The following is a 25,042-nucleotide window of genomic DNA, read 5'->3' as shown; positions in this document are numbered from 1 at the left end:
GTGAATTGTACTTATGTCAAAATATAGCAATCAAACACTATTAGGTTACCTTGGTCTTATTCCATTTTTATTATTAGTGGGCGCTCACTTTCTTTTTGAGCATGCTTTATTAAGCCAAGCATTTATGTTTTATAGCATTAGTATTATGAGTTTCGTTGCTGGTACATTATGGCATGAATCAAACAGTAACAAGCTAAATTGGCTAGTTGTATTACCAACAATTCCAACGCTAGCGCTCGCACTATTTGATATAAAACTGGCCCTACTCTACCTCGGCGCATCGTATGTTTTTTTGTTGGCAGTGCAAAAACGTACCGAAACATGGAGTAAATTAACCCCAGATTATCAACGCATGCGTGAGCGTATTACGGGTGTAGTGTTGGTTTGTCATTTGTTTTTTGCCGCACAACTGCACCATGGTGTAGTGCAGTAAAAAGCAGAGCGATTACATTCTGCTTTTTACTTTATTAGTTGCCTTAGCATTGGCCGGTTCGTCTGGCCAAAAATGCTTAGGGTAACGCCCTTTCATTTCTTTTTGTACTTCTCGGTAACTCGACGCCCAAAACCCTGCTAAATCTTGCGTGATCTGGAGCGGACGCATTGCCGGTGAAAGTAATTCAATGGCTAACGACAGCTCACCATTCGCAAGCTTAGGTGTGGTTGCAACGCCATACATTTCTTGCATTTTTACCGAGAGCTTTGCTGGGCCATCAACTTGGTAATGAATTTTTAGTTTTGAGCCAGTAGGCACAACTAATCGCTCGGGCAATAACTCATCTAATAACGTTTGCTGTTGCCAATCGAGCAATCCTTTAAGCGGCGCTAATAAGTCCAACTTTTTAAGTGCCGCCAAACTATTTACGTCGGTTAAATAAGGCGAAAGCCACGTATCAAGATGATCAAATAAGTGCTGTTTTGATAACTGCGGAAATTCATTTGGTAAAAACTGATGGGCTAACGTTAAACGCACTATGTATTGCTCAACGTCAAACGTTAGGTTTAACAGCTGCCACCCTTTTCTTGCGATAATATGACACCAAGCAGCAGCTTTTTCATCACCACTAAGCGCTTTATTACTAGGTTTACGTGACAGTATCAGCTGCCCTAAACAATATTGTGTTTCGGCAATAAAACGCCCAGCGCTCTCATCAAACTGTGCAACGTCTTTATTTTCAAATAAGTACGGCAACGCCCTTTCAACTTGTGCTAAATCACACTTACACGCATTAAATACGTGTTGCCCTGTCGCACCGCCCATATCACCAATACACAATAGGTCATCATAAATTGGAAAATCATCATAAAGCGTTGCGCCAGCACCATTAGCCAAGCGCAATCCGTTACCGCGTTTTTGCGCAATGCGGTCGGGAAAAGCCAACGCCATTACAATCGATAAATATTCAAGGGGTAGATGATTAACCGCCGTTAATTTTAAGCGTTTAAGCCACAGGCGTAGTTCTTTATCAAAGTTTGGCTGCGGTGATTTAAGCTGAAAATTAAGCCCAGTTGCAAGGTCATTACTGCGATTTACCTGACTGGTGAAAAGCGCAACCAGATACACTGCCAAATGATAAATACCGGTATAATCAGCTTCAAGCTGCTTTGCTTTTATCAGCATATGAGCAAAACGTAGCTCTGTACCATAACTCAACATTTGTTGACCTAATGAGGTAATCTTGCCATCAGCCGTGATGGCTTCAAGCATCAACAGTAGACTTTTCGCCGCATCAATTTGTTTGGGCGACGGCTTATCAAGTAACACCAAGTCGTCAATTGACGTTCCCCAATTAGCGCACTCTAAAACAAGCTGACTAATATCGCTGCGCAATATTTCAGGTATTGCATGGCTTGCTCGTCGCTCGAAATGTTCTTTACTGCCTAAGCGATACACCGCACCCGCTTCGATGCGCCCTGCACGACCCGCGCGCTGAATCGCCGATGACTTAGCCACATTAACAGTAAGTAATTGGCTAATACCATTTTTAACATTGTATTGGGTTATTTTCTCTTTACCTGAATCAACAACAATGCGAATTCCATCAATGGTTAAGCTGGTTTCTGCCACATTGGTGGTGAGTACTATTTTCCGTTGCCCTTCGGAGCATGGTTTAAGCGCCGCTTGCTGTGTTTTTTTGTCTTGCTTGCCAAACAGTGCGTAAATTGCAGTATCTTGCGCGATGCTTCCTGTGTTTTTGGCTGCAATAAGCTCAGACTCTATCGCTTTAATTTCTTTTACGCCGGGTAAAAACACCAGTGCGCTGCCGCTTTGCTCTGCCATTGCTTGAATGGTTAACGGCGCAATTTGCGCTAGCCAATCAGCTTCATTTTTAACTGCAGTGTAATGTTCAGCGATAGGAAATTGACGTCCTTCACTTTGCACCAGCGGTGCATCGAAGTGACAACTTAAACGCTCCCCATCAAGCGTTGCCGACATAATCAGTAATTTAAGATCATCACGATAAGCCATTTGCGCTTCAAATGAGAGTGCAAGTGCTGTTTCAGCTTGAATTGAACGCTCGTGAAATTCATCAAAAATCACCAAATCTACGCCGTCTAATTCTGGGTCATCTTGCAGCATACGTGTCAGCATGCCTTCAGTTACAATTTCTAAACGGGTGTGTTGACTGGTAAAATTTTCACCACGAATGCGCAAACCGATTGTGTGCCCTAGCGGCTCATCTAAACAGTCGGCCAGAAAGCTTGCGATATTGCGTGCAGCAAGCCTACGTGGCTCTAACATAATAATACGTTTGAAGTGATTATCTTTAATTAGTTGCAGTGGTAACCAAGTTGATTTACCCGCCCCTGGTGGCGCTTGCAGCACCACGCGCTCATGTTGCGATAATCTAGAAACCAGAGTTTGATAAACACTTTCAATCGGCAGCAAAACAACTATCCATTCATTTTTTGCTGAATTTTAACTGTTTTGCGTTAACTTCGCAGTAATTGGAATGCAAATCGCCACAAATAATGCACTCGCGATTAAACATGCTGTTAATCCATATTGCTGAAACAATAATCCAGACAACACAGTACCAAATAAACGCCCACAGGCATTTGCCATGTAATAAAGGCCAACATCCATCGAGGCACCTTCATCGCGAGCGTAATGCACAATCAAAAATGAGTGAATGGCAGAGTTAATAGCAAAAATTACGGCAAATAAAATTAGCCCAAGTATCGCTACATTAACCAGTGATAGGCCGTAAGAAATCGCCACCAGCATAACCACCAAAACAGCCAACAATACAAGCGCACTGAACACCGCTGACTGCGCATTGGCCTGTTTATTAAAAGCCTTAAATACTTTTGGTGTAGTGGATTGAATAACCCCGTAAATAATCACCCACGACGCCATCATAGTACCTACTGCTGTACTCGACCATCCCGCTTGCATGGTTAAAAACACTGGCAAGGCAACCACAAACCACACATCGCGACTGGCAAATAAAAAGCAACGCGCAAACGAGAGTAAGTTTACTTTTTTACTTGATGAAAATACTTGGCTAAACTTCGGTTTAAATGATTTGGCCTCTAAACTTTGCTTTAACTGAAAGGCAACCAATAAAGTAATTAATCCAAGCCCAGCAGCAAGTAAATACAAACTGTTTTGATAGCCAAATAGCGCCAGTAAAAAACCACCTAAAAAGAAACCACAACCTTTTAGTGTATTTTTCGACCCTGTAAGCAGTGCCACCCATTTAAACAGAGTGCTACTTTCATCACTTGGCACAAGCTGTTTAATAGCTGTTTTGGCACTCATTTTATTGAGATCTTTGGCGATGCCCGATGCTGCTTGCAATATCATTACATAAACAACACTTAGCCACTGAGTTTGCGCCAGCAAAATAAGCGCGCTAATTTGCAGCAGCAAGCCACTAAACAAAGTGACTTTTAAACCAAAACGGGCGCCCAACCAGCCACCAAACAAATTAGTAACAATGCCAAAAAATTCGTAAAACAAAAATAGCATTGCCACTTCAATTGGCGAATAACCGAGTGTATGAAAATACAGCACTACCAGCATACGCAGTGCGCCGTCAGTTAAGGTAAATCCCCAGTAAGCTAGGGTAATTTGTATGTAGTCTTTAATTCCCTGACTGACTGTGTTTGATGCTGCTAACATAATTTAAAACTACATGAAGTGATAAACAAAACCTAAACCAAGGCGTTGAAATACTTTGGTTTAGGGCGAAAAGGTAAGTTAAGACGCGGCAATCATATTAACAATGTCATTCATACGTGAGACATAGTTAATTTCGTTGTCGTACCATGCCAATACTTTTACTAAATGTTTGTCGATTACTTGAGTCGACAAGCCATCAACAATGGCACTGTGCGTATCGCCCACAAAATCAACCGAAACCAACGGACGCTTTTCAATATCTAAAATGCCATTTAGTTCACCTGATTTTGCGCGCTCAAATGCATTGTTAATCTCTTCAACACTGGTTGGTTTTTCAGTTTCAATTACTAAGTCTACCAAAGAGCCGCTTAACAGCGGTACGCGCACGGCTAAGCCATCAAGCTTGCCTTTCAACTCAGGGAAAATCGTCATAATTGCTGTTGTTGACCCCGAGCTTGTTGGAATTAACGATTCACCACAAGCGCGCGCACGACGTAAATCTTTATGTGCTTTATCAACAATCGTTTGAGTATTGGTAATATCGTGAATGGTAGTCATTGAGCCACGTTTTATGCCGACTGTTTCTTTTAATACCTTTACAACAGGCGCAAGGCAATTGGTTGTGCACGACGCTGCCGTAACCACTTTATGTTTATCTGCTTGGTACAAATCATGATTTACGCCATAGACTAAATTAATCGCGCCTTCGTCTTTTACTGGGCAAGAAACAAGAACACGCGCTAACCCTTTATCTAACAAAGGTTGAAATAGCTCCGATTTACGGTAAAGCCCCGAACAGTCAATCAATAAGTCAATATTATCAACAGGTAGATCGGTTAACTTTGACTCATGCAATAAGCTAATTTTCTGCTCAGCGACATATAAATGGCTGTCATCTGCATGAATTTCATTGTCTTTAAAACGTCCTTGAACTGAGTCAAACGCTAACAAGTGGGCAATCGCCTCGTTTGTTGCAGCGGGATCATTAATATAAACCAACTGATGGTTTGCCTCAGCTAACACGATACGTGCTAATAATTTACCCATACGACCGAAGCCATTAATCGCAATTTTCATAATAAACAGCCTAACAATTTGAAGGTTTGAAAGAAGTTAAATCACGTTGCACTTGGCAATCGCTATTTAGTGTGTCGAGTGTTAATTTCAATATCGCTAACAGCGGCTGGCTGAGCGATTCACTTAATTGATAATAACGCCATGTACCGCGAGTAACTGACTGTACAAGCCCAGACTTTTTTAAATAACTTAAATGGCGACTAACCGTACCTTGTGGCATATCTAAAACGGCAACAAGATCACAGACACATACCTCTTTATGCTCTAAAATAAGAGCCATAATTCGAAGGCGAGTCTGTTCACTGAGTGCTTTGTGAAATTGTGCTACAACCATAAATTCGCTTAAACATATATACGCATAAGCAAATATTAAAAGATGACAGATAAAAATCAAGAAAATAAACGGCTATTTTTTGGCTTAGATTTTAGCGAAGAAGATAAATCTAAAATATTCAATTGGTTAGTATCAAAAGTTGAAAGCAAACGTAAGCCTATATTAAAAAGTAATTTGCACTTAACCTTAGCGTTTTTACCGAATGTGCCAATTAAAACACAAGAGGCTTTAATTGAATTTGCACGCTGTTTATCGGTTTCACCATTTAGTTTGCGCTTTGAAGAGACAAGCTTTTGGCAAAATAGTGGAATTTTTTATTTAAAACCAACAAGCCAACCCAACTCATTAACACAGCTTGCCAATACATTACGCGATGAAGGTGAAAAACTGCAACTTTACACTAACCCGTTTGCCTATCACCCGCACGTTACGCTAATACGAAACTGCAAACAGCCTCCGCAAATAATACGAAAAATCACGCCGTTTGACGTGACCTATAGTGAATTTAAACTCTTTCACTCGACGCGCATTAACAACCAGTTACGCTATATACCAATCGAAACATTTCCGCTAAAAGCCGATTAAGATAATTGGCGTTTAAAATCTTTAATCACGTTATTTAAGCTATTGATAATATTTACATGACTATAAGCGAGCTCTTCAAACTTCATTAACGTGTCATCAGTTACTTCAGTTAACTTACTTTCTTCGTCGTTGGTGAGTTCAAGTTGGCTAAAAATTTCAAAAAACTTAAGTGATTGGTGGCTCTGAATTTGCTGAGTTTGTTCTGTAAAAAGTCCCATTTTTTGCTGTAAATCATCTAATTCAAACGCAATTTTTTTAAAATACAGTTGTTTTACGTATTCTTGATTAAGCATATTAACTTGATGATTTGCACATTCAATATAGGCCGCTACCACGTCTAAAATTTGCCCTTTTCGTACTTCGTCTTCAGGCATATTTTTAATCAAAATACAGATATAACTGTCTTTGAAAAAATATCGACGCCCAGCATTAATAATACGTTCGTCTTTTTGCATTACTAATTTAAAAAGATCTTCTTCCATACCACATGCACGTGCATAAGGACTATCCCAGTAACTTATCTGACTATTTTCGCTATACGCAACCGATGCCGTGAGCTCTAAACTTTGTAAGTACGAAAAAATATGAACTAAAAACTCGTTGTAGTTAGTGCAAGAAAGGCAACCTTGAATCGCTCTTGCCGTATTACCCCACATAAAGGAATCTGACATCGCAGAAAATACTGCTGTGTTTGCCTGTTGCTCAGCCTCTTTTAGGGCATCAAATTCTTGCCGGTTAGCCAGTGCTTTTTTAATTTTGATTAATAATAAAGGGGGGATAAATGAACGCTTATCAATCCAGTCTGCGGCACCTGCATTGAATGCATTCATTTTGGTATCCAGTTCTTCAGAGGCACTTAAAAACACGATAATTGGGTTATTGCCTTGTTTTTTCACATGATGAATAAGCTCAACCCCATCGCCGTCAGGAAAGTGATAATCTAAAACAATGACACTAAATTGAGACTTATCGCACAAGGCTTTCGCTTGCTCCAAATTATACGCTTGCGACACTAAGTATTCATCGGTCAAACTTGAGGCAACAAGATCATTTAAACAAATATCGTCTTCCGCAATTAGTAAGTCTATTTTCATAGTTTAAACACGTTAATAGCACCAGTACTAAGCATAGAATAATATTACAAATAAAAAAGCCCAACGCCATTAGGCATTGAGCTTTCACATATTTACAACTTCAATCAAGCTAGTTGGTTAGATATTACCTCGTACGGTAACAAACTCAGGGTACGCATCTACACCACAATCGTGCTGGTCCATACCATTAATTTCTTCTTCTTCGCCAACCCGAATACCCATGGTTTTCTTAAGTACCGCCCAAACAATAAATGAGCTCACAAACACGAAGGCAAAGATTACTACTGCGCCAATTAACTGATTTACAAATGTCGCATCACTATTTGATAACGGCACTAGCATAAGGCCTAAGAAGCCGCATACACCGTGAACTGAAATCGCACCCACTGGGTCATCGATTTTAGCTTTGTCTAATGCCACAATGCTGAACACAACTAAGCTGCCACCAAGCGCGCCACCTAGCACCGCAAGTAACGGGCTTGGCGATGCAGGTTCTGCAGTAATTACCACAAGACCCGCAAGTGCACCATTCAATACCATAGTTAAATCAGCTTTACGCCATAACACTTTACAAAGTAATAGTGCTGAAATTGCGCCAGCAGCCGCTGCCGCATTCGTGTTAAGTAAGATTTGACTCACTGCTGTGGCATTTTCTTTGTCTGATAGCAGCAATTGCGAACCACCATTAAAACCAAACCAACCCATCCAAAGAATAAATGTACCTAATGTTGCAAGCGGCAAATTAGACCCCGGAATTGGGTAGATTTCACCATTTTTACCATACTTCCCTTTACGTGCACCCAGTAATAATACACCGGCAAGCGCAGCCGCTGCTCCCGCCATATGTACGATACCTGAACCTGCAAAATCAACAAATCCCATCTCTGATAAGAAGCCACCGCCCCAAGTCCAGTAACCTTCTAATGGGTATATAAAACCAGTTAACACCACACAAAAAACAAGGAAAGACCATAACTTCATGCGCTCAGCAACTGCACCTGAAACAATCGACATTGCCGTTGCAACAAACACAACTTGGAAGAAAAAGTCTGATTGCAATGCATGATCAGCATCTGCCGCTTCAGTACCAATCAGCATGCCCAATGACGGTAAAAAACCACCCTCGGCATTATCAACATACATAATGTTGTAACCAACAATCAGATAAACCGTACATGCAATCGCGTAAAGCGCGACGTTTTTAGTTAAAATTTCAGTGGTGTTTTTAGAGCGTACTAGGCCCGCTTCTAACATTGCGAAACCCGCAGCCATCCACATTACTAAGATGCCAGACATTAAAAAGTAAAATGTATCGAGCGCAAACTTTAATTCAACTACTGTGTTTTCCATGACATTCCCCTTAAATTGCCGCTTCGTCTAACTCGCCCGTACGAATACGAACAATTTGCTCTAGGTCATAGACAAAAATTTTGCCGTCACCGATTTTGCCGGTTTGTGCCACATTGGTAATCGCCTCAACCACGCGGTCAACATTGTCACTTTGCGTTGCAATTTCGACTTTAATTTTTGGAATAAAATCAACTTGGTACTCTGCGCCTCGATATAGCTCAGTGTGCCCGCGTTGACGTCCAAAACCTTTCACATCGACTACTGTCATGCCCTCAATGCCAAGATCTGACATCGCTTCTCTAACATCATCAAGCTTAAATGGCTTAATAATGGCGCTGATCATTTTCATAACGTGTACCTGTTGTTGTTTTTTATTTGTACTTACTAAATCCAACCTTTATGCCAATAATATTTTTTTATCTAATTCATAAAGTTATGTAATTTACAATGTGTTACAACAAAGTTAACGCACCACAAAGGTGCAGCAATAGTGGGTTTGTGAACGTTTTGGTGCAAAAAATGAAACAGCAAAAACTTGCTTTGGTGACCGTTTTTGACACAATATGCTATGTCTGAGTTAGCTGTTATGCTGAGCCGTACTAACTCAATGGAATAAAAAACAATAACAAAGGATATATAAGCAAATGGCTTATTGGGTTATCCAAGCTTTAATTGCTCTCATATTATTACTTGGCGGGCTGTCAAATATAGACACCGACAAGGAAATGCATGGCCTTGCAAACACATTCGCGTATGCAGGCATACGCACTTTAAGCTTCTTTCTTGTTACTCACTTTTTGATTCGCGCTCCTATTAATTTCTTACGCAACAAAGAAGCCGGATTTATGAAAGTGTTCATCTGTGGCTTAGTCTTTGTTACTGTCGGCTCATTTATAGCCAAGAGCATTCGCGATATAAGCAGAGACATGTTTGTGCCGATTGATAACGAAATTGCCTATTATCGAGCAAACCCCGATAAAGACCCGCTTAATCAAGTTAAAACAGATAGCGAAGTTGAAGAAAACACAGACACTCAAGACGAAACATCAACTAATGCGACAGCAAAATCTGAATTTAAAAAAGGTTTTAAAGAAGGGTTTGACAAAGCACACATAAAAGCGCGAGAAGAACTTGAGAAAATTCATAATGGAGACCAAGAAGCGATTGATCGTGCCTCTTCGCAAAAATTAAAGTCTCAATTCGGTGCATTTCTTTTTTGGTTGTTTTGCTATCTACCGTTGTCAGCATTAAAACGTCGCTTCCAAGTTAAAACACAACTTAAGCAAAGTCAGATCGCATTATTAATGAGTCAGCTTAATCCGCATTTTTTGTTTAATTCTTTAAACAGTATTCGCGGTATGATTTTCGAAGATAAACAGCTTGCTAAAGAGTTAATCGATAAACTAAATGAGCTTTTTCGCTACAACTTAACAGCGAATAAGCACCCCACGGTAAAATTAAAAGAAGAGTTACGCATTTGTGAATTCTATCTTGATATTGAGCATATTCGCCTTGAAGAACGCTTGTTAATTGAAATGCATGTAGATGAAACCTGCTTAAATATTAAAGTCCCGACTATGGGCATTCTTACATTAATTGAAAACTCAATTAAGCACGGTATTGCGCCAAGGCAAGATCAAAGCCTGCTGATTGTTGATATTGCTAAACAAAAAAACCAACTTGTGGTGACAGTAAGTAACCCAATTTACACAGGCACCTATAAAGTCGAAAGCACAGGTACAGGGCAAGAAAACCTAATTAAACGCTTACAGCTAATGTATAACGAAAACGCCTCGTTAAACGCTGAGTTTAAAGACGATAAATACATCGCATGTTTAACATTGCCAATTTAAAAAGGTCAAAATCCGGTTATGAATTTCAGTTACATTCGAAATACCAGTCCTAATTATTGGCGATACCAAGGGCCGATCTTATTTGTATCAGCCTTAGTAACTCTCTTAGGTGTATGGGGGATTTTTCAAGAACCTGACGGCCAAGAAATCCCCATATTTCAACTTGGTTGGCACGGTGCATTAGCTCTCAGCACTTACCAGCTAATAATGATATTTGCGGCATTTCATATCGTGCTGCGCGGCATTTATAAACACTATAAAACCTATGCTAAAACTAAGTGGAAACTGTTTTTACTGCTATTAGCTAGTTCCACCATCACCTCATTGTTGATTGTTGGCTTAGATTGTTTACCTATATTACTAGCACTAGTACCTTACTCTCTTGAAGAGTACTTAAACAGTATTATGCATTTGGACGGCTTAGGCGAGTCACTTGTAGCCTATGTTATTTATAATATTGTGTTTAATTTAGTGTGGGCTTACTGTTACGTACTCGCAGCTAGCATTTCAAATTATAAGCAGCTCGCATTATTGCTTAAAAAGCAAAAACTACAAATTTTAACCAACCGTGTTAACCCTGAGTTTTTATTCGATACCATGGAAGCGATTAAGCATCAAATTGATATTGATGAAGAAAAAGCGGCAGATCTTGTGACCAAAGCATCGGACCTTTTTCGTTACAACTTGATGTCGAGTAAAACAGCCGATGCAAAGCTCAATGATGAACTGGCCAGTTTAACCAATTACCTAGAGTTACTTGAAGAACAAAAACGTGCGCCAAGTAGTTACAGCTTAAAGCTTCATGATGCTGAGATATCACCTAATATCCCAAGTATGTCGCTTATTTTTATCTGTTCGTTTTTACTCAACACTGCGCGTAACCGCAACGGCGAACTAACGATAGCAAGCTTTATAAAACACCAAAAATATCGTATCGAAATTGCACATCAAAGCCACGGTAAGTTCTTTTTAGATACTGAACATTTCGATAATGTAAAAAGCCGTTTAGAGCACCAGTATAGTAACGATGCCAGCATCGTTTTAGTTAAAAGCGGTAAGCGCAGAAAAGTAGTGATTGAACTGCCAATTGACTGGCAACAACAGCTAGAAAAAACAGCCTAACCATTCATCTCACTTTTTTGCCGTTTATCATTTTAATTGGCGAGATAATTTTAAAATCGATAGACTCAGAATAGTCTGTCAAAAAAGAGACTTTCTTTTTATATGTTTGAAAAAAATGCGGAAGCACCATTAAATCCACACTTCTTGTTTAATAGCATGAATGCTATCCGCTATATGATTTTCGAAAATCAAGATTTAGCGAGCGACTTACTTGGCAAACTTGCCGAGTTAATTCGCTATCAACTAAACGACGGTGTAGGTAATACCAGCGTTAGCGACGACTTAACTCAATTAGCACACTTGCTTGATTTAGAAGCGCTACGCCTTGAAGAACGAATTACAATAACAAAACAGTTCACTAAGCTTTCCAGCCCATATCCTTTAGCATGCTCTTTGCTACTGCCTATAGTTGAGTATGTATTCATCAAAAAAGATATTTACAGCGTTAGCCACAATGAACTACTTGTAAGCACCAATGAAACTGGCGGTGCGCTTACTTTTACACTTAAATTAACGCAAACACCAAAAATAAAGTCAGGTGACTTGCCATTAAACGAGCTAATTGCGAAGCTCGGCCTTGGTAATGTTTGCAGTGCAACACAAACCTGTGATGCGACCACTTACACGATGGAGTTAACTTTTAACAATGAGTATTAGAATAATAATTGTTGATGACGAACGTCTTGCTCGCAGTGAATTAAAACGCCTACTATCAAAACATAGCCAAATTGAAATTGTTGATGAGGCTAAAAATGCCGAAGAAGCGAGTGAAAAAATCGCTGAGCATAAACCGGATGCAATCTTCTTAGACATTCATATGCCTGGCGCAACCGGTTTAGAGCTTGCAGAATCACTCGGTGATGACGTGAATATTATCTTCTGTACTGCTTACGACCAGTTTGCCGTAGAAGCATTTTCACTAAACGCGATGGACTATTTAGTAAAACCAGTAAACCCTGCTCGTTTAGCCGAAAGCATTGAAAAATTAGAAAAACGTCTTGAACAAAGCGCATCGGCAAGTGGCCTACCGGATGATCACAAACTAATGGTGAAGTACGGCGAAACCATGCGCATTATTGAGCTGAAAGAGATCATTCGTTTTGAGTCAATTGGTAACCACGCGGCGATTTATACACCGCACGGTAAAGCGTACTTACACAGCTCGCTTAATAAAATTGAAGCAAAATTAGACGAAAGACATTATTTTCGTGCCAGTCGCTCAGACATTATTCGTCTAGATGCAATTGAAAGCATGGAACAGGCAATTAGCTATGGCTTAACAGCGACGCTAAGCAATGGTCAAACGGTTGAAATCTCTCGTAGACAAGCAACCAAATTAAGACAACTACTTGAGTTTACGCAGCTGTAAAAAATTTCAGATTTCAGATTTCAGATTTCAGATTTCAGATTTCAGATTTCAGATTTCAGATTTCAGATTTCAGATTTCAGCAAAATTAAAAGCTAAGAGCGTCGATTATGAACTCTTAGCTTACTCTTTAAAGGTTGGCTTTATTGGTGAATAACCACCTGATTTCGGCCACCACCTTTTGCATCATAAAGTGCCACATCGGCGCGATTAATTAGCTCTGAAAGCTCTTCGTCTTGCTGTAATTGAGCAACCCCCGCACTGATAGACAAGCTAATAAATTGACCCGCAGCTTCAACTTGCATATTCGCGAGTGAAAAACGTAGTTCATCGAGTTTTTCAAATGCTGCATCCTGATCTTCACCTCTAAACAGCACGGCAAATTCTTCCCCGCCAAGACGCGCCATCAGTGCATCACCAAATTGCTCTGTTAATTTATTTGATAAAAAGCTTAAGACTTCATCGCCAGCTTGGTGCCCGTAAGTATCATTTATTTGCTTAAAGTGGTCGATATCAATCACAGCAATACTTAATAACGATTGCTCAGTGATAATTTTCTCTGACGCTTGATAGAAGTAACGACGATTATAAAGCCCTGTAAGATAATCTTTGTTCGCAGAATCTTTAATGGTCTCTATCAGGTTTAGCTGCTCCATGGTCATCATTACACGACAATGAAACTCTTCTGGTGCGAAAGGTTTTGTTAAAAAGTCATTTGCGCCATGCTTAATAAACTTGGCAGATAAACTCTGACTGCCAGAACCTGAAATACCAATAATACCTAAACTATCACGCCCTCGTTTTGAGCGAATGCTTTTAACTAATTCAAAACCATCTTTTTTCGGCATAGCAAAGTCGGTGAGTAGTAACTTAATGCTCTCATCAGCTAATAGCTTTTGATACGCTTGATCACCATCTTCAGCCTCTTCAACATGGTACAGTAAACGCTCTAAGTTTTGACGCATCATAGTACGACTAGTTTGCGAATCATCAGCAACCAGTACTTTAGTTCCTTGGTTTCCGAGCAGCTGTGCCAACTGCTTTACAGCATAAGTATATGAATCGCGGTTTTCTTTTAGTACGTAATCCACCACACCCATTTCAAGCATTTGCTGACGCTTAAACTCATCAATACTGCCAGTTAAAACAAGTGTAGGAATACCACAACGCAAGGTCAGTGTGGCCACTTCACCGTTACTCGCATCGGGTAAGTTCAAATCCACCAGCGCTAGGGTATATTTATTATTTTTGATAAGTCCTGCCGACTCTCTCAGCGATGCGGCAAAATCAACGGGAACAGATAAATACTGCGCGACTAGATGGCGCAATACTTGTTGCACCATTTTGCTATCTTCAACGATTAGAATTCGTTGCATAGTTACACTCCAACTAAGCTTTTCTTACCTGCTCGCAGGCTTATTATTGTGGTCCCGTTATACCACATAACCATTAAAAAAAGGGAAACAAACGTTCCCCTTTTTTAAAAATATACTAGGGCCTACTGATCTTTTCACTGCTATTTTAGTTCTCTCTGAGCGTGTGTTTATCGCGACGCTCGATGAGTTGCTCAGAAATCTAAGCGAATATCGCTCAACGCTCGCGCTTCTACTCACGCCCCTTACCTCTATCCATGTAGGCAACAATGAAAAAATGCGCTCAATTGGCTTTTTACGGTGTTATCGGCTGACTCACATAGCATAACTATGTCACCCAGCCTCTGCCTTATGTAAAGCCAAACCAAACTGCTGCAAAAACGAACGTAAAAAGATAACCGCCCCTTATTACTCGTAACCGCGAGGGCCTTTGTGTTTTATGATGGCGATATAGCCATGCCAGCTTGCATAGCTAAGCAGCGGCATTATTACAATAAACCCTGTTGCGCCAGTCAAAAAGCCTAATGCCACCAAAGCAACAATGCAAAATGCCCAAACAATCATGGCACCAATATTTTCTTTTACTGCATGTATCGATGACACCACAGCAGTCATAATATCCACTCGGCGCTCCATCATGATTTGCGGTGTAAACGCAGAAATAGCAAATACACTACCGAGCATAACTGCACCAATTAACGACCCTAAGGTTAAAAACGCCGAGAGCTCGTCAAATGTTGGATTAACACTATTTGGGTATAACGCATGCACCAGTGCCGCTAAACGCATCCAAATAATCATAATCACCATTAACAGTACCGCAAAACCCCACTCGCCAACTGGGTTTCGAAACATTGACCTTAAACTATGACTTAGTGTCGGTTTGTGCTGTTTTTCCAGTTCCCACGCAATATCGTATAAGCCAACAGCAAAAGCTGGCCCAATTAGGGCAAATGCCACGGTGGCGGGTAAAATAACGAGATGGGTACCTGATTGATAGACAAAATATAAAATCGCGACAGGGATAATACTAAACACAACACCATAAAATAGGCTCAAAATTGGCGCACTTGCCATATCTTTAAAACCAAGGGCAAGCCAATGCAGAGGGGCAAATAGTCCAACCTTATTGCACTCTAAACATCTGGCAAAAGTCGCATGCTTATCTGCTACTGGAGTTTGAGGCATAACTTTCTCCTTAATTGAATCAGTTAGCGGTGACAATATCGCTCATAGTTACTGTACGTATCGATACAAACAATGGGTTTGTTTTTTTGCTTTAACCATTTAATAGCGTTTTAAATACAATGCTTGTTGCGCTGTAAAAACGGCTTATATGTAAAAAGTCAAAGTGCATCATTGTTTTATATACGTCATTAATCAGTATAGGGTAGATTTAGTAATTGAACGAAAAAATGCCTATATTGGTCTCACTCTCTTTGACCGCACAAGCAAAAATTAAGTAGTCTGCTTACTAACCTAATCCACATGTTTAACAACAGGGCCAACATGAAAAAGCTTATTCAGTTAGTCGTTTTTTCAGCGCTTGTGATATCAAACCAATCACAAGCCACTGATAGAAAAATAACAATCGATAGTAAACAAACCTCTAATCACCAAGTAAAAATCTTAGGTAACAAGGTTAAGTACAGTGCAACAATTGGCACGCAACCGGTATGGGACGAGCAAGGTAACGCGATTGCCAGTTTGCATTACACGTATTATCAAAAGTCAGGTGTGAAAGACTATGGCAAACGCCCATTACTGATTTCGTTTAATGGTGGACCTGGTTCGGCTTCGGTTTGGATGCACCTTGCTTACACAGGCCCTAAAATCTTAAATATTGATGACGAAGGCTACCCAGTTCAGCCTTATGGCGTTAAAAGTAACCCTTACTCAGTGCTTGATGTCGCTGATATTGTCTACGTTAATCCAGTAAACACAGGCTATTCTCGTGTTCTTGAAAATGACAAAGGTGAACTGCCAAGTAAAGATAAACAAAAAGAGTTATTTTTTGGTGTTAATGCCGACATTAAATACCTAGCTGATTGGATTAATACCTTTGTAACACGCAACAACCGCTGGTTATCGCCAAAGTTTTTAATTGGTGAAAGTTACGGTACAACACGTGTTTCTGGTCTTGCACTTGAATTGCAAAATCGCCAATGGATGTATCTAAATGGCGTAATCTTAGTATCACCTACTGAAATTGGTATTAAACGCGAAGGCCCAGTTGAAGCCGCTAATCGCATTCCTTACTTTGCCGCAACGGCTTGGTATCACAACAAGTTAGATACTAAATACCAAAACATGCCACTAACAACATTTTTAGCCGAAGTTGAAGACTTTTCAATCAATAAAGCGATCCCTGCAATTAGCAAAGGTGGCTTTATTAATATTGATGAAAAACAACAAATTGCCGCAACCATCGCTAAATACACGGCACTGAGCGAAACCTTTGTACTACGCAATAATCTTGATATTCCTAATGCCGCATTTTGGAAAGAGTTGCTACGCGAAGACGGTTTTACTGTAGGTCGTTTAGATTCTCGTTATAAAGGCATCGATAAGCGTGATGCAGGCAGTCGCCCTGATTATTGGGCTGAACTAACCTCATGGTTGCACTCATTTACACCAGCAATTAATTACTACCTGCAACAAGAGCTCGGCTACAAAACAGATCTAAAATACAACATGTTTGGTTCGGTTCACCCGTGGGACCGCAGCAATAATAAAACTGGCGAGAATCTGCGCTTGGCAATGGCGCAAAACCCCTATTTGAATGTAATGGTGCAATCTGGTTATTTTGATGGCGCAACAAATTACTTTGATGCCAAGTACACTATGTGGCAACTTGATCCGAGCGGCAAAATGCGTGAACGCTTAAGCTTTAAAGGCTACGAAAGCGGACACATGATGTATCTTCGCCGCGCCGATTTAGAAACATCAAACCAAGATGTACGCGAATTTATTTTAAACTCCCTGCCTTCAGGTCCAGCTAAGTACTAATCACATTAAAAAGCAGCAGTTCTTGCTGCTTTTTAACTTTGCAAAAAAGCTTTTAACAACTATATACTTAGCAAAACAATTAATTTTGCTAAGTATATGAGCTATCGCATTCAATTCGCCCAATTAAGTAATAATGTCACCACTGAACAGGCGAAAACAATCTTAACAACAAAATTAAAACTGTCTGATGCAAAAGCTACACAGTTTCTTGCGGGCAAGCTCATTTTTAGTCCTATCTCGCAAGATAAAGCAATAAAACAGCAACAAACCTTCTCTGCGCTCGGCATTAAAGTCAAAATAGTCAATGCAAACAAAGCGCAAACACAAGAACCTGAGCACGATGTCGACCAGCGCATTTTGGCTGCGCTTGACTATATAACCACATCAATTATTCGCCTTGAAGAAAAAGTCGATGACTTAGCTCGGCTGCAACAAGAACAAAACGGCGAAATCGACTTAGAGCTCGAAAATAACAGTTGGGGCGAAGAGCTTGAGTTTGATGAAACCGCTGAATCAAATAACAAACCAAAAAATATCAATTGGTTGTTCTTTGCTTTAATTGCCATTTTGCTGTCTTTACTTGGTGTAATTGTCGCATTTCCTAATCTACTGCCCTTTTAATATTTAAATATTGCTATGGAACGTCAAAATATTCGCAAGTTAATGCGAGAACGTCGCGCTCAACTTTCAGAAATTGAACAACTTGAAGCCGCGAAAAAAATTAACGTGAACATTTTTCAACACTTTAAAAACACCAGTATACGCCGAGTTGGGATCTACTTATCAAACGACAGTGAAATTGATACCTCATTGATAATTGAAGAGTTATGGCGTAAAAGCATCGAAGTTTACCTGCCTGTGCTACACCCCTTTTGCCACGGTTACTTACTCTTTCAAAGGTATGAGAAAAATTCACCCATGACGCCAAATCGCTATGGTATCTTGGAACCCAAGTTAAATTGTAGTCAGGTTTGTTTGGTTGAAGACTTAGATGTGCTTTGCACACCACTTGTCGCTTTTGACCAACAAGGTAACCGCCTTGGTATGGGTGGCGGCTATTATGATCGTACGCTCGCTAAATATTATCGCGAACAACGTAGCAAGCCCGAAATTATCGGCCTTGCCCATGATTGCCAACACATTGACCAATTACCGATTGAAAGTTGGGATGTACCACTTAAAACCATAGTAACGCCAAAAAAGTGTTATTTATGGTAAGCATGTAAGGTGCAACTAGGTATAATACTTACAACTCTAAAATCCGTTCAAACATTAGGCCTTTACCTATGACTCAAGATGAAATGAAAAAAGCAGCTGCATGGGCAGCACTGGAATACGTTGAAAAAGACAGCATCGTTGGTGTTGGCACAGGTTCAACGGTTAACCACTTTATTGATGCACTTGCGAGCATTAAAGATGACATTCGCGGTGCTGTTTCAAGTTCAGAAGCCTCAACTGAAAAGCTAAAAGCACTCGGTATTGAGATTTTCGAATTGAACGATGTTGATAGTTTAAGTGTGTATGTTGATGGCGCAGATGAAATCAACTCACTTAACGAAATGATCAAAGGTGGCGGTGCCGCGTTAACACGTGAAAAAATCGTGGCAGCAGTTGCTAAACAGTTTGTTTGTATTGTTGATGAAACAAAGCTTGTTGATGTACTTGGCAACTTCCCATTACCGGTTGAAGTGATTCCAATGGCACGCAGCTATGTTGCACGAGAATTAGTACACCTTGGTGGTGACCCAGTTTATCGCGAAGGCGTTATCACAGATAACGGTAATGTCATTTTAGACGTGCACAATATGCATATCGACAACGCCAAACAAACTGAACAAAAAATAAATCAAATTGTTGGTGTAGTAACCAATGGTTTATTTGCCGAGCGCGGCGCAAACACAGTGATTGTAGGTACACCACAAGGACCTAAAACGCTGAAGTAATATTTAGGAAAGGTTATGAGCAAGGTATCGTTAGCAAAAGACAAAATTAAAATTTTACTGCTTGAAGGCGTGCACCAAAGTGCCGTTGAAACACTAAAGCGTAATGGTTACACCAATATTGATTATGTTAAAACGTCCTTGCCTGAGCCTGAACTGATTGAGCGTTTACGCGACGCACATTTCGTTGGTATTCGCTCACGTACTCACTTAACTGAAGCGGTACTTGAACAAGCAGATAAACTGGTTGCTATTGGCTGTTTTTGCATTGGTACCAATCAAGTATCACTGGATGCAGCACAGAAATTTGGCATTCCAGTATTCAATGCTCCGTTCTCAAATACACGTTCAGTAGCTGAACTCGTACTCGGTGAAATTCTACTGCTATTACGCGGTATTCCTGAGAAAAACGCCAAAGCACATCGCGGTGAGTGGCAAAAATCAGCTGCAGGTTCATTTGAAGCACGTGGTAAAACCTTAGGAATTATCGGTTACGGCCACATTGGTACGCAGCTAAGTATTATGGCTGAAAACATCGGCATGAAAGTACAGTTCTTCGATATTGAAGATAAGCTGGTACTTGGTAATGCTACGCAAGTACAAAATTTAACGCAGTTATTACAAACATCCGATGTAATTAGCCTGCACGTACCAGAAACAGCGCAAACCAAAAACCTAATTGGTGCTGCAGAACTAGAAGTTATGAAGCAGGGCGCCATCTTAATCAACGCGTCACGCGGTACGGTAGTGGACATTGATGCGCTTGCCAGCAGCTTGCAAGAAAAGAAAATCGCCGGTGCCGCTATTGATGTATTCCCAGTAGAGCCAAAAGGTAACGACGAAGAGTTTGTTTCACCACTGCGCGAATTTGATAACGTGATTCTAACGCCACACATTGGCGGTTCAACACAAGAAGCGCAAGAAAACATTGGTGTTGAAGTAGCAGGTAAACTCGCCAAGTACTCAGACAATGGTTCAACGGTATCGGCAGTTAACTTCCCTGAAGTATCGTTGCCAGAGCTGGCTAATCGCAGCCGCCTATTGCACATTCACCACAACCAACCGGGTGTACTAACGCAAATTAACCAAGCGTTTACCCAACACGGTATTAATATCGCAGCGCAATACCTGCAAACAAACGAAACCATCGGTTACGTGGTAATTGATGTAGAAACAGATCATTCAGAAGTGGCATTAAAAGAGCTACGCGCCATCGACGGTACGATTCGCGCACGTATTCTTCACTGATAGCCACATCAAACAGCATAAAAAAAGCAGCGTAACGCTGCTTTTTTTATAGACAAGTCATAAGATAAAAAGAGATTATACCAATTCTGTTAAGTATGTGATCAGGGATAGCGCTGGATAAATGAAATGCTAACAAGGCGGAATTTTTCTTATGTAGTTGTTCTACATTGATAAATTCTAACGCAGTTAGCATGATATTTAGCCCGCTAGGATGATCAGCTATTTAAGTGAATTGGTATTAAAACAGCGCTTCCAACGCTTGTGACAGCGAACTTACCCCTATCACTTCCATACCTTCAATTTGCTCTTTTGGTTTATTCGCTATCGGCACAATAGCGCGTTTAAAGCCATGCTTTGCCGCTTCTTTTAATCGCTCAACACCACTTGGCACAGGACGAATTTCACCGCCTAGGCCCACTTCACCAAATACCACTAATTCGCGTGCCAGTGAGGCATTTTTAAAGCTTGAAACAAGCGCAGTAATAAGAGCTAAATCGGCGCTGGTTTCAGTAACTTTTACACCACCCACCACGTTAACAAATACATCTTGATCAGATACTTGCAGGCCACCATGACGGTGCAGTACCGCTAGTAACATCGCCAAGCGGTTCTGTTCAAGACCAACCGTAACGCGCCTTGGGTTACCGAGCTGCGAATAATCAACCAATGCTTGCACCTCAACCAGCAGTGGTCGTGTACCTTCCCAAATCACCATAACTAGCGAACCTGGTGTTTGCTCGTCTGAACGATTTAAGAAAATAGCCGATGGGTTACTGACTTCTTTTAAGCCTTGCCCTGTCATGGCAAATACGCCTAATTCATTTACCGCACCAAAACGGTTTTTGTTGCCACGCAGCGTTCTAAAGCGGCTATCGCTACTACCTTCAAGTAAAATAGAACAGTCAATACAATGCTCTAGCACTTTCGGACCAGCCAAAGAGCCATCTTTGGTAACATGGCCAACCATAATAATCGCCACTTGGTTTTGCTTGGCAAAACGCGTCAAATAAGCAGCGCCTTCTCGAACTTGCGATACACTACCCGGCGCCGACTGAATATCGGCCATATGCATGACCTGAATTGAGTCAATAACCATGATTTGCGGCTTTTCTCTAAGCGCTAATTGGCAAATCGTTTCTACATTGGTTTCAGCGAGGGTTTTCAGTTTATCGGTGGGTAAACCAAGGCGTTTCGCTCGCATTGCCACCTGCTGCAGCGATTCTTCACCGGTAACGTACAAGGTATTCATATTTTGTGCGAGCAAACACATGGTTTGTAGCAGTAAGGTACTTTTACCTGCACCTGGAGAACCACCAATTAAAATTGCACTACCCGGCACCACACCGCCACCCAGTACGCGGTCAAATTCAGCAAAGCCTGTTGTAAAACGTGGCAATTGTTCAAGATTAACCTCATCTAAGGTTTGCACCTTAGCTTCAATCGCGCCCGCATAACCGGCTGTTGCGCCACCACTTCTTGGTGTTTGCTTAATTGATGGCACACGAAATTCAGTCACCGTATTCCACGCTTTACATTCACCACATTGACCTTGCCAACGGGCGAATTCTGCGCCACACTCACTGCAAACAAATGCAGTTTTATTTTTAGCCATAAAAACCGACTCTTATAAATTTGTACGCAATATGCACCTAACACTCGTTAAATCAATGTTTCTTGCTAGGATACTGGTATAGTAATTGCTTCAGTTAATAAATCACGCTTCACCGCTAAATGCGACAAGCTAAAATCAAAATTGTTTGATATCTTAACCTATTCAAGCAAGTAGAATAATAAAAATTAAGGAACAATCCGTTTTTATGGCTGAAGATGTATTGATAAAGTATCAATCGCTTATTGAAGAGCTCAAGCGCGACTTGGGACGCCCTAATTTTGATGCGATTTTTACTAAAAAAACCAAAACATTAAGCAGTTCGGAACGGTTCCTTATAAAAATGGAAATGAACCGTCTACTTCAGCCAATCAATCGCTTTATTGATTTACGCGGACAAGTAACCGGTGATGTGCGCGCATACAGCTATAACGGTAAGCAGCACTTTATGGATGAAATTGCCATCAATGTATTTGAGGCAGGAATTCGCCGCTACAAACGCTACACCCTTGCCGTTTATGAAGCGGTAATGAACACCGAAAACAACCACAAAGTAATGCAGCGCAAAGCGCAAGAGCGTGGCGAGCTTGCCCCTCAACCAGTTGGCAGCAGCGAGAAAAAAGAAGAAAAGCCCAGCGTCAATTGGGTATCTTTTGCCTCATACGAGTCGCGTTCAGAAGAGCGCATGAATTACTCAATTAAAGTAAAACTGTTTTTACCCTCCGGCAGCGAAATTGAAGCATCTACGTCGGATATTTCCGTCAGCGGTTGTAAAGTAAAACTCTATTCACGCTACCAAGTACGTAAAGGCGAAACCATTCGCATGCGCCTAATGGGTTTAGAGCAAGACTTTGAGTTAGGGCTTAAAAACGGTTTGGAATACGAAGTGGTTGCCGTTGAGTCGGTCAATGCAGAGCTGAATCATGTGCGCATGAAACGCACCTTCAGCGATGACAACAAAACCATAGATGAGTTTTTAAAAAGCTTTATTCACGGCAATAAGCGCCGTTATAAAGTGAATTTAGATAACACCCTTGATGCCGTTGTTGTAAAAGGTTATGAGCAATATTACTTGCCGCGTGTTGCCTCACTGTTTGTGTTTTTAAGTGTAAAAGATGCGCGCGTTATTCCGAATATAGTGCTGTCTAACGAAAATAATTTAAATGTTGCGCGCTATTTTAACGATGAAAATCGCAACTCAGTACTGCCACAAATATTAAATTCGGCCCGTATTAACCAATTACAAAACACGCCAGGTGATGTTAAGCAAATAAATTTATACTGCTTCACACATACTAATAACGGTAAGATTTTCTATTATTCAGCGAGCGAGAGCGAGCTAAACAACACTCCGAATTTACGTAATTTATTTTGGGGCTTTGCCAGCCAAAAGCCGAGCTTTAGAGTGTTCAATTTACAGCTTATGCCGTGCTCAAGTGAAGACAGTTATATCCCTTTATCCTTGCCAGACAGTGCTAGCAGCGAAGTTGCTAAACTCAATAAACCACCTTCTCCGCGCGTGCAAGGCATTGTAAAAGATACCAAGTATTTATTGTTGTTAACTGACATCACCAGTGCATCGTCAAGCGATACGTTAAAGAAAATTACATTTGATAAAAGCCATGTTAATCACTTAAAACAATATGGTCATCAAAAACTGCGCAGCTACCCAGATGTTGAGTTTGTAGCACTTGATTATATTAACTTGCGCAACGAAACACGTTATTTATACAAAACCCCCATTCAATTAGAACAAGAAGAAAAAGGCGAGCTAACCGGTCACACATTGGATTTCTCGGTGAATGGCTTGCAGCTTGAACTTGCCGCCCCTACCGATTATGAAAAAGGCGATTTACTGCTGGTCGCGTTACCTGAATTGCAAAAACTCACCAAGAAATACCAGCTGAGTAAATTAGCCTATGAAGTAATGGCAGTTAGTAAAACCAAAACAGTTGTAAATTTACGCACCTATAAACCAACTACCGATATGGAGCATCAAGGCTCACGCTTTTTTAATCAGTTGATTGAAAACAATAAATCAAAGCTTGTTGCTTCAGAAGAGTCACCCAAAACGCCGGGACTTTCGACCGCTCTGCGTAATATGGTGACAAAAAATGTCTGCCAATTTCCGTTTTATTTGCACAAACGAGGATCTCAAATCAAAGTTGGCGCCATTGCGAAAGGCCTTTACCCAAGCAGCTGCCACTTATTGCTAAGCCACATGGCCAGCTTAACTAAGAATTTTGAGTTCAAGCATTTAATTAAGCATAACGCGTTTGATAATTTAATTGGCGCACCGCTTAAAGATATGGCGCGTCATGATGCGCCGCTGCAATTTGATTTATTTGTTCGCTTACAGCCAAAAGAACGCGATCCCGATAAAGCACTGGTTACTGAATTACTTGACTGCAAACAAGTTAATAACCGTAAAACCTTTGTTGCGGCAAGTGTTAGAGAAGATCTGTTCTTTGCCTTTCGTTTATATATTTCGCGTACTGGCCGACCAGATACCGATTATATTGCCAAAGAGTTAGGTTATATCAGCCAATATGCACAGCACAAAGCAAAAGATTTAGAAGAAGAATTGTGGTCGGTTATTGGTGTAGGTGATGCACTTGATATCACACAGGAAGTTTTAACCCGTTATGCCATTGCGCCAGACGTGCAAAGCAACCTTAATAAACGCAAAGTGCTTTGGTCTAAAACAGCGCAATACCAATTAAGCAATTTATTTGAGTAATTAGGGTCTGTTGATCTTTACTGTTCTATTTTTGTTCTGTTTGAGCGTGCTTTTATCGCGGCGCTCGATGTGTGGCCTAGTAATCTAAGCGAATATCGAGCAAAGCTTACGCGTCCTGCTCTCGCCCCTTACCTACATCCATGTAGGCAACAATGAGAAAAGTGCGCTCAAAAGAACCGTTCGGCAGCGCTTGATTGGCTTTTCTACTGTGTTATC

General features: G+C 40.7%; 22 protein-coding genes. 12 read left to right on the top strand and 10 right to left on the bottom strand.

Going from position 1 to position 25,042, the window contains the following annotated elements; all coding sequences use genetic code 11:
• Positions 1 to 13 precede the first annotated feature (13 nt).
• Entirely contained in the window at positions 14 to 433 is a 420-nt protein-coding gene (locus AC2IOM_RS07705) for a DUF3429 domain-containing protein (RefSeq protein ID WP_486358024.1), read from the top strand.
• A 12-nt stretch (positions 434 to 445) separates the two neighbouring features.
• On the opposite strand, the gene hrpB is transcribed toward AC2IOM_RS07705, so the two are convergent.
• The 4 genes from hrpB to AC2IOM_RS07685 form a co-directional block, all read right to left on the bottom strand.
• Positions 446 to 2,887, bottom strand: coding sequence for an ATP-dependent helicase HrpB (gene hrpB / locus AC2IOM_RS07700; RefSeq protein ID WP_486358023.1), 2,442 nt, complete (start codon positions 2,885 to 2,887; stop codon positions 446 to 448).
• Positions 2,888 to 2,917: 30 nt separating this feature from the next.
• On the bottom strand, positions 2,918 to 4,126 hold the full coding sequence (gene arsJ, locus AC2IOM_RS07695; protein ID WP_486358022.1) for an organoarsenical effux MFS transporter ArsJ: 1,209 nt from the start codon (positions 4,124 to 4,126) through the stop codon (positions 2,918 to 2,920).
• Positions 4,127 to 4,204: 78 nt separating this feature from the next.
• Positions 4,205 to 5,203 (bottom strand): ArsJ-associated glyceraldehyde-3-phosphate dehydrogenase, encoded by a 999-nt coding sequence (locus tag AC2IOM_RS07690; protein WP_486358021.1) that lies wholly within the window; start codon positions 5,201 to 5,203, stop codon positions 4,205 to 4,207.
• A gap of 10 nt (positions 5,204 to 5,213) precedes the next feature.
• Positions 5,214 to 5,537, bottom strand: coding sequence for an ArsR/SmtB family transcription factor (locus AC2IOM_RS07685; protein ID WP_105170511.1), 324 nt, complete (start codon positions 5,535 to 5,537; stop codon positions 5,214 to 5,216).
• A gap of 42 nt (positions 5,538 to 5,579) precedes the next feature.
• Here AC2IOM_RS07685 and thpR point away from each other — a divergent pair, with 42 nt between their 5' ends.
• On the top strand, positions 5,580 to 6,122 hold the full coding sequence (thpR, locus tag AC2IOM_RS07680; protein ID WP_486358020.1) for an RNA 2',3'-cyclic phosphodiesterase: 543 nt from the start codon (positions 5,580 to 5,582) through the stop codon (positions 6,120 to 6,122).
• Here the strand turns inward: thpR and AC2IOM_RS07675 are convergent.
• From AC2IOM_RS07675 to AC2IOM_RS07665, 3 genes are all read right to left on the bottom strand, one after another.
• Complete coding sequence (locus tag AC2IOM_RS07675) at positions 6,119 to 7,216, bottom strand: response regulator transcription factor (protein WP_100913944.1); 1,098 nt, start codon at positions 7,214 to 7,216, stop codon at positions 6,119 to 6,121. The two genes, thpR and AC2IOM_RS07675, sit on opposite strands and share 4 nt — an antisense overlap.
• A 117-nt stretch (positions 7,217 to 7,333) precedes the next feature.
• Positions 7,334 to 8,566: an ammonium transporter gene (locus AC2IOM_RS07670; protein WP_010561814.1), complete on the bottom strand. Its 1,233-nt coding sequence runs from the start codon at positions 8,564 to 8,566 to the stop codon at positions 7,334 to 7,336.
• A 10-nt stretch (positions 8,567 to 8,576) separates the two neighbouring features.
• Positions 8,577 to 8,915: a P-II family nitrogen regulator gene (locus AC2IOM_RS07665; protein ID WP_010561815.1), complete on the bottom strand. Its 339-nt coding sequence runs from the start codon at positions 8,913 to 8,915 to the stop codon at positions 8,577 to 8,579.
• A 295-nt stretch (positions 8,916 to 9,210) separates the two neighbouring features.
• Between AC2IOM_RS07665 and AC2IOM_RS07660 the strand changes: the two genes are divergently transcribed.
• The 4 genes from AC2IOM_RS07660 (at position 9,211) to AC2IOM_RS07645 (ending at position 12,910) form a co-directional block, all read left to right on the top strand.
• Positions 9,211 to 10,419 (top strand): sensor histidine kinase, encoded by a 1,209-nt coding sequence (locus AC2IOM_RS07660; RefSeq protein ID WP_486358019.1) that lies wholly within the window; start codon positions 9,211 to 9,213, stop codon positions 10,417 to 10,419.
• A gap of 18 nt (positions 10,420 to 10,437) precedes the next feature.
• The gene (locus AC2IOM_RS07655) at positions 10,438 to 11,541 is read left to right on the top strand and encodes a histidine kinase (RefSeq protein WP_486358018.1); all 1,104 of its coding nucleotides are present in this window, start codon (positions 10,438 to 10,440) and stop codon (positions 11,539 to 11,541) included.
• A 102-nt stretch (positions 11,542 to 11,643) separates the two neighbouring features.
• The gene (locus AC2IOM_RS07650) at positions 11,644 to 12,198 is read left to right on the top strand and encodes a histidine kinase (RefSeq protein WP_010561818.1); all 555 of its coding nucleotides are present in this window, start codon (positions 11,644 to 11,646) and stop codon (positions 12,196 to 12,198) included.
• The gene (locus tag AC2IOM_RS07645; protein ID WP_010561819.1) at positions 12,188 to 12,910 is read left to right on the top strand and encodes a LytR/AlgR family response regulator transcription factor; all 723 of its coding nucleotides are present in this window, start codon (positions 12,188 to 12,190) and stop codon (positions 12,908 to 12,910) included. Before AC2IOM_RS07650 ends, AC2IOM_RS07645 begins: the two co-directional genes overlap by 11 nt.
• Before the next feature lie 140 nt (positions 12,911 to 13,050).
• On the opposite strand, the gene AC2IOM_RS07640 is transcribed toward AC2IOM_RS07645, so the two are convergent.
• Together AC2IOM_RS07640 and AC2IOM_RS07635 are read right to left on the bottom strand one after the other, a co-directional pair.
• Positions 13,051 to 14,283 carry a GGDEF domain-containing response regulator gene (locus tag AC2IOM_RS07640; protein WP_138630364.1) on the bottom strand — a complete coding sequence of 411 codons (1,233 nt, stop codon included), beginning with the start codon at positions 14,281 to 14,283 and terminating at the stop codon, positions 13,051 to 13,053.
• Between the two features lie 405 nt (positions 14,284 to 14,688).
• Positions 14,689 to 15,468, bottom strand: coding sequence for a DUF2189 domain-containing protein (locus AC2IOM_RS07635; protein WP_010561821.1), 780 nt, complete (start codon positions 15,466 to 15,468; stop codon positions 14,689 to 14,691).
• A 321-nt stretch (positions 15,469 to 15,789) separates the two neighbouring features.
• Here AC2IOM_RS07635 and AC2IOM_RS07630 point away from each other — a divergent pair, with 321 nt between their 5' ends.
• The 5 genes from AC2IOM_RS07630 (at position 15,790) to serA (ending at position 20,477) form a co-directional block, all read left to right on the top strand.
• A complete protein-coding gene (locus AC2IOM_RS07630; protein ID WP_486358017.1) occupies positions 15,790 to 17,289 on the top strand; it encodes a S10 family peptidase in 1,500 nt (499 codons plus the stop codon).
• Between the two features lie 96 nt (positions 17,290 to 17,385).
• Positions 17,386 to 17,910, top strand: a complete 525-nt coding sequence (locus AC2IOM_RS07625; RefSeq protein WP_486358016.1) for a hypothetical protein — start codon at positions 17,386 to 17,388, stop codon at positions 17,908 to 17,910.
• Positions 17,911 to 17,925: 15 nt separating this feature from the next.
• On the top strand, positions 17,926 to 18,507 hold the full coding sequence (locus AC2IOM_RS07620) for a 5-formyltetrahydrofolate cyclo-ligase (RefSeq protein ID WP_486358015.1): 582 nt from the start codon (positions 17,926 to 17,928) through the stop codon (positions 18,505 to 18,507).
• 68 nt (positions 18,508 to 18,575) lie between these two features.
• A complete protein-coding gene (gene rpiA, locus AC2IOM_RS07615; RefSeq protein WP_010561825.1) occupies positions 18,576 to 19,232 on the top strand; it encodes a ribose-5-phosphate isomerase RpiA in 657 nt (218 codons plus the stop codon).
• Positions 19,233 to 19,247: 15 nt separating this feature from the next.
• The gene (gene serA / locus AC2IOM_RS07610; RefSeq protein WP_010561826.1) at positions 19,248 to 20,477 is read left to right on the top strand and encodes a phosphoglycerate dehydrogenase; all 1,230 of its coding nucleotides are present in this window, start codon (positions 19,248 to 19,250) and stop codon (positions 20,475 to 20,477) included.
• Positions 20,478 to 20,715: 238 nt separating this feature from the next.
• On the opposite strand, the gene radA is transcribed toward serA, so the two are convergent.
• Positions 20,716 to 22,089 carry a DNA repair protein RadA gene (radA, locus tag AC2IOM_RS07605; protein ID WP_010561827.1) on the bottom strand — a complete coding sequence of 458 codons (1,374 nt, stop codon included), beginning with the start codon at positions 22,087 to 22,089 and terminating at the stop codon, positions 20,716 to 20,718.
• A 205-nt stretch (positions 22,090 to 22,294) separates the two neighbouring features.
• Between radA and AC2IOM_RS07600 the strand changes: the two genes are divergently transcribed.
• Positions 22,295 to 24,826 carry a PilZ domain-containing protein gene (locus AC2IOM_RS07600; protein ID WP_486358014.1) on the top strand — a complete coding sequence of 844 codons (2,532 nt, stop codon included), beginning with the start codon at positions 22,295 to 22,297 and terminating at the stop codon, positions 24,824 to 24,826.
• The last annotated feature ends 216 nt before the right edge of the window (positions 24,827 to 25,042 follow it).

The organism is Pseudoalteromonas sp. NS-SX12 (genome assembly GCF_057367955.1).
This window is presented reverse-complemented; position numbering and strand designations above follow the sequence as displayed.

What these genes read in the sequence shown, in the direction of transcription:
- AC2IOM_RS07670 (WP_010561814.1), bottom strand. Translation starts at nt 8,566, where the DNA reads ATGGAAAACACAGTAGTTGAATTAAAGTTTGCGCTCGATACATTTTAC.
- AC2IOM_RS07640 (WP_138630364.1), bottom strand. Translation starts at nt 14,283, where the DNA reads ATGCAACGAATTCTAATCGTTGAAGATAGCAAAATGGTGCAACAAGTA.
- AC2IOM_RS07625 (WP_486358016.1), top strand. Translation starts at nt 17,386, where the DNA reads ATGAGCTATCGCATTCAATTCGCCCAATTAAGTAATAATGTCACCACT.
- AC2IOM_RS07620 (WP_486358015.1), top strand. Translation starts at nt 17,926, where the DNA reads ATGGAACGTCAAAATATTCGCAAGTTAATGCGAGAACGTCGCGCTCAA.
- thpR (WP_486358020.1), top strand. Translation starts at nt 5,580, where the DNA reads ATGACAGATAAAAATCAAGAAAATAAACGGCTATTTTTTGGCTTAGAT.
- AC2IOM_RS07665 (WP_010561815.1), bottom strand. Translation starts at nt 8,915, where the DNA reads ATGAAAATGATCAGCGCCATTATTAAGCCATTTAAGCTTGATGATGTT.
- serA (WP_010561826.1), top strand. Translation starts at nt 19,248, where the DNA reads ATGAGCAAGGTATCGTTAGCAAAAGACAAAATTAAAATTTTACTGCTT.
- rpiA (WP_010561825.1), top strand. Translation starts at nt 18,576, where the DNA reads ATGACTCAAGATGAAATGAAAAAAGCAGCTGCATGGGCAGCACTGGAA.
- AC2IOM_RS07705 (WP_486358024.1), top strand. Translation starts at nt 14, where the DNA reads ATGTCAAAATATAGCAATCAAACACTATTAGGTTACCTTGGTCTTATT.
- arsJ (WP_486358022.1), bottom strand. Translation starts at nt 4,126, where the DNA reads ATGTTAGCAGCATCAAACACAGTCAGTCAGGGAATTAAAGACTACATA.
- AC2IOM_RS07600 (WP_486358014.1), top strand. Translation starts at nt 22,295, where the DNA reads ATGGCTGAAGATGTATTGATAAAGTATCAATCGCTTATTGAAGAGCTC.
- AC2IOM_RS07635 (WP_010561821.1), bottom strand. Translation starts at nt 15,468, where the DNA reads ATGCCTCAAACTCCAGTAGCAGATAAGCATGCGACTTTTGCCAGATGT.
- AC2IOM_RS07675 (WP_100913944.1), bottom strand. Translation starts at nt 7,216, where the DNA reads ATGAAAATAGACTTACTAATTGCGGAAGACGATATTTGTTTAAATGAT.
- AC2IOM_RS07690 (WP_486358021.1), bottom strand. Translation starts at nt 5,203, where the DNA reads ATGAAAATTGCGATTAATGGCTTCGGTCGTATGGGTAAATTATTAGCA.
- AC2IOM_RS07650 (WP_010561818.1), top strand. Translation starts at nt 11,644, where the DNA reads ATGTTTGAAAAAAATGCGGAAGCACCATTAAATCCACACTTCTTGTTT.
- AC2IOM_RS07660 (WP_486358019.1), top strand. Translation starts at nt 9,211, where the DNA reads ATGGCTTATTGGGTTATCCAAGCTTTAATTGCTCTCATATTATTACTT.
- AC2IOM_RS07685 (WP_105170511.1), bottom strand. Translation starts at nt 5,537, where the DNA reads ATGGTTGTAGCACAATTTCACAAAGCACTCAGTGAACAGACTCGCCTT.
- AC2IOM_RS07655 (WP_486358018.1), top strand. Translation starts at nt 10,438, where the DNA reads ATGAATTTCAGTTACATTCGAAATACCAGTCCTAATTATTGGCGATAC.
- radA (WP_010561827.1), bottom strand. Translation starts at nt 22,089, where the DNA reads ATGGCTAAAAATAAAACTGCATTTGTTTGCAGTGAGTGTGGCGCAGAA.
- AC2IOM_RS07630 (WP_486358017.1), top strand. Translation starts at nt 15,790, where the DNA reads ATGAAAAAGCTTATTCAGTTAGTCGTTTTTTCAGCGCTTGTGATATCA.
- AC2IOM_RS07645 (WP_010561819.1), top strand. Translation starts at nt 12,188, where the DNA reads ATGAGTATTAGAATAATAATTGTTGATGACGAACGTCTTGCTCGCAGT.